This window comes from Pseudomonas sp. AGC41, from assembly GCF_057334555.1.
The window spans coordinates 33381-37671 of record NZ_JBHFJB010000048.1; the positions used below are offsets into that span (position 1 = coordinate 33381).

At 61.8% G+C, this 4291-nt stretch carries 3 protein-coding genes; 2 read left to right on the top strand and 1 reads right to left on the bottom strand.

Features of this window, described 5'->3' with window-relative positions:
* Nucleotides 1-72: 72 nt before the first annotated feature.
* Nucleotides 73-2841 carry a DNA polymerase I gene (gene polA / locus ACE04F_RS09630; RefSeq protein WP_486106206.1) on the bottom strand — a complete coding sequence of 923 codons (2769 nt, stop codon included), beginning with the start codon at nucleotides 2839-2841 and terminating at the stop codon, nucleotides 73-75.
* A 74-nt stretch (nucleotides 2842-2915) separates the two neighbouring features.
* Between polA and ACE04F_RS09635 the strand changes: the two genes are divergently transcribed.
* Both ACE04F_RS09635 and ACE04F_RS09640 read left to right on the top strand, forming a co-directional pair.
* Nucleotides 2916-3203, top strand: a complete 288-nt coding sequence (locus ACE04F_RS09635; RefSeq protein ID WP_434559758.1) for a DUF2782 domain-containing protein — start codon at nucleotides 2916-2918, stop codon at nucleotides 3201-3203.
* A gap of 59 nt (nucleotides 3204-3262) precedes the next feature.
* Nucleotides 3263-4213, top strand: a complete 951-nt coding sequence (locus tag ACE04F_RS09640) for a homoserine kinase (RefSeq protein ID WP_486106209.1) — start codon at nucleotides 3263-3265, stop codon at nucleotides 4211-4213.
* Nucleotides 4214-4291 lie beyond the last annotated feature (78 nt).

Here is a 4291-nt window from a genome sequence, read left to right on the forward strand (position 1 = left end):
TTTGCGGCTGCTGCGCAGCCGAGCCCCCCCCCCCCCCCCCCCCCCACGAGCGGTTAACTTCGGGGCTTCGGATCAGTGCGCCTCGTCCCAGTTATTGCCCACGCCCACTTCCACCAGCAGCGGCACGTCCAACGTGGCGGCGGCGCTCATGTGCTGGCGGATGTCCGCGCTCACCTGGTCGACCAGGTCCTCACGAACCTCCAGCACCAGTTCGTCGTGTACCTGCAGGATGACCTTCGCGTCCAGCCCTGACGTCGCCAGCCAGCCATCCACGGCTACCATGGCTTTTTTGATGATGTCGGCAGCCGTACCCTGCATCGGCGCATTGATTGCAGTGCGCTCGGCACCTTTGCGCAGGGCAGGGTTTTTCGCATTGATGTCCGGCAGATACAACCGACGACCGAAGATGGTCTCGACGAAGCCTTGCTCGGCGGCCTGGGCACGGGTGCGCTCCATGTACTCCAATACACCTGGGTAACGGGTGAAGTAACGATCGATGTAGGCCTGGGATTGCTTGCGATCGACGCCGATCTGCTTGGCGAGGCCGAACGCGCTCATGCCATAGATCAGGCCGAAGTTGATCGCCTTGGCACTGCGGCGCTGGTCGTGGCTGACGGCGTCCAACTCGACCCCGAATACCTCGGCAGCGGTGGCGCGGTGCACGTCCAGGTCGTTGCGAAACGCATGGAGCAGCCCTGCGTCCTTGGCCAGGTGGGCCATGATCCGCAGTTCGATCTGCGAGTAGTCCGCTGCCAGCAGCTTGTAGCCTTTCGGCGCGACGAATGCCTGGCGAATCCGTCGCCCTTCGGCGGTCCGGATCGGGATGTTCTGCAGGTTCGGGTCAATGGACGAAAGACGTCCGGTGGCGGCCACAGCCTGTTGATAAGACGTATGAATGCGCCCGGTGCGGCTGTTGATCTGCTCCGGCAGACGATCGGTGTAGGTGCTCTTGAGCTTGCTCAGCGAGCGGTACTGCATCAGCACCTTGGGCAGCGGATAATCCTGCTCGGCCAGTTCGGCGAGCACCGCTTCGGCAGTCGAAGCCTGGCCCTTGGCAGTTTTGCTGAGCACCGGCAAGCCGAGTTTTTCGTAGAGGATCACGCCCAATTGCTTCGGCGAACCCAGGTTGAATTCCTCACCGGCAATAGCGAATGCCTCACGCTCCAGCGCCACCAGTTTCTCGCCGAGCTCGACACTCTGGACGCCCAGCAGATTGGCATCGACCAACGCCCCTTGGCGCTCGATTCGCGCCAGGACCGGCATCAACGGCATTTCGATCTCGTTGAGCACCTTGCCCAAGCTTGGCGTGACGGCGAGTTTTTCCTGCAAGGCCTGGTGCAGGCGGAAGGTCACGTCAGCATCCTCAGCGGCGTATGGGCCGGCAAGTTCGAGGGAGATCTGGTCGAAACTCAGCTGTTTGACGCCTTTGCCGGCAATATCCTGGAGATCGGTTTTGCTTTGCCCGAGGTATTTCAGCGCCAGGCTGTCCATGTCGTGACGAGTCGCCGTGGAATCGAGCACGTAGGATTCGAGCATGGTGTCAAAAGCGATGCCCTGCACCAGGATGCCGTTGTTCTGATCACCATCGATAGCGCAATTGGCCAGGATGTTGATCTCAAATTTGGCATGCTGGCCGACCTTGAGTTTGTCCGGGTTTTCCAGCAATGGCTTGAGTGCCTTGAGTACGGTGTCGCGGTCCAGTTGCTCCGGCACGCCCATGTAGGAATGCGTCAGCGGCAGGTAAGCCGCTTCAAACGGCGCAACCGCGAACGACAACCCCACCAGTTGCGAGTGCTGGGCGTCGCTACCGTTGGTTTGCGTGACCAGGGAAAACAGCGGCGCTTTTTCAAGCTTGGCCAGCCAGGCATCGAAGCTCGCCTGGTCGAGGATCAGGTCATAGCGCTTCTCGACGCCCGCCGCCGGCTCATCAGCGACTTCAACGATTTCCTGCCCGGCACGTTTGGCGTCGCGCTGGTTTTCTTCGAACCAGCTCTTGAATTCCAGCAGGGTGTACAGCTCAGCGAGCTTCTCGTGATCCGGCGAGCCCATCTGCAGGTCGTCGAGGCCGATATCCAGGGGCACGTCGGTCTTGATGGTCGCCAGCTCGTAGGAAAGAAAGGCCATTTCCTTGTGTTCTTCCAGCTTGGCGGCCAGGGTCTTGGCACCACGGATCGGCAGCGTGGCAACGATGTCCAGTTGCGCATACAGCTCGGTCAGGCCGCCATTGACGCCCACCAGCAGGCCGGACGCGGTCTTCGGCCCGATGCCCGGAACGCCCGGGATGTTGTCGGACGAATCGCCCATCAATGCCAGATAATCGATGATCTGCTCCGGAGCGACGCCAAACTTCTCCTTCACGCCAGCCACGTCCAGTGAGCTACCGGTCATCGTGTTGACCAAGGTAATGTGCCCGTCGACCAGTTGCGCCATGTCCTTGTCACCGGTGGAAATCACCACCGGCCGGTCGGCCGCGGCGCTGCTGCGGGCCAGGGTGCCGATCACGTCGTCGGCTTCGACGTTGTCCACACACAACAAGGGGAAGCCCAGGGCCTTGACGCTGGCGTGCAGCGGCTCGATCTGCACGCGCATGTCGTCGGGCATGCTCGGGCGATTGGCCTTGTATTCGGCGTACAGCGCATCGCGAAACGTCCCACCCTTGGCGTCGAAGACTACCGCGAACGGACTGTCCGGATATTGCTTGCGCAGGCTCTTGAGCATGTTCAGCACGCCCTTGACCGCACCGGTCGGCAGGCCTTTGGACGTGGTCAGCGGTGGCAGCGCGTGAAAGGCGCGGTACAGATAAGAAGAACCGTCCACCAGGACGAGGGGGGCTTGGCTCATGAGCAGGATCAACCTTTTCGGCGGGTCCGGGGCTAGAATAGCGGGACCGTTGACGACAAAGGGACAAGGTTATCATGCGTACACTAAATCGCCTGTTACTGGCTGGCTTGTTTGCATTCACACCGTTGGCCGTCATGGCGGCGGATGACGCTCCTTCGGCGGACCCGGATGTCACCATCCGCACCGAAGGCGATAAAACCATTCAGGAATACCGGCAGAACGGCTTTTTGTACGCGATCAAGGTCACGCCCAAGAACGGCAAGCCTTATTTCCTGGTGCGCGCCGACGGTAGCGATGGCAATTTCATTCGATCGGATCAGCCGGATATGCTGATCCCTTCGTGGAAAATCTTTGAGTGGTGATACCGCTCGCGACTTCAACCGGCGCCCGCTGAAGGGCGCCCGTACTGGCAGTTCTAACCATGTCTGTGTTCACGCCCCTGGCTCGGCCCGAGCTGGAAACCTTTCTCGCCCCCTACGGGCTCGGCCGCCTGCTTGATTTCCAGGGGATCGCCGCCGGCAGCGAAAACACCAATTTCTTCATTAGCCTGGAACAGGGCGAGTTCGTCCTGACTCTGGTCGAGCGCGGCCCGGTGCAGGAAATGCCGTTTTTCATCGAGCTGCTGGACGTGCTGCATGGCGCCAACCTGCCGGTGCCTTACGCCTTGCGCACTACCGATGGGCTCGCGTTAAGGGAACTGGCCGGCAAACCGGCGCTGCTGCAACCGCGCCTGGCCGGCAAGCACGTCAAGCAGGCCAACGCCCAGCACTGCGCCCAGGTCGGTGAATTGCTTGCCCACCTGCACCTGGCGACCCGCGACAACATGATCAAGCGCAAGACCGACCGTGGCCTGGACTGGATGCAGGAAGAGGGCGCCAAGCTGCTGTCGCACCTCGATACGGACGCCCGTCAATTGCTGGAAGCGGCGCTGGACGAAATCACCGAGCAGAAAATCGGCATCCTCGCGCTGCCCCGCGCCAATATCCATGCCGACCTGTTCCGCGACAACGCGATGTTCGAAGGCACCCACCTGACCGGGTTGATCGACTTCTACAACGCCTGTTCCGGGCCAATGCTGTATGACGTCGCCATTGCACTGAACGACTGGTGTTCGGATGACGCAGGCATGCTCGATGGCCCGCGCGCGCGGGCGTTGCTTGGCGCTTATGCGGCGCTGCGGCCGTTCACATCTGCCGAGGCGCAACTATGGCCGACCATGCTGCGCGTGGCGTGCGTGCGGTTCTGGCTGTCGCGGCTGATCGCCGCCGAGTCGTTCGCCGGCCAGGATGTGTTGATTCACGATCCGAAGGAGTTTCAGCGGCGGCTGGCGCAGCGGCAGAAGGTCAGCACGCTGTTGCCGTTCGCCCTGTAGCAGCCAGCAGACCTGAATGCCTTCGTGGGGGGGGGGGGGGGGCCCGCGCGGTTGCGCAGCGACCGCAAGATTTTTAGG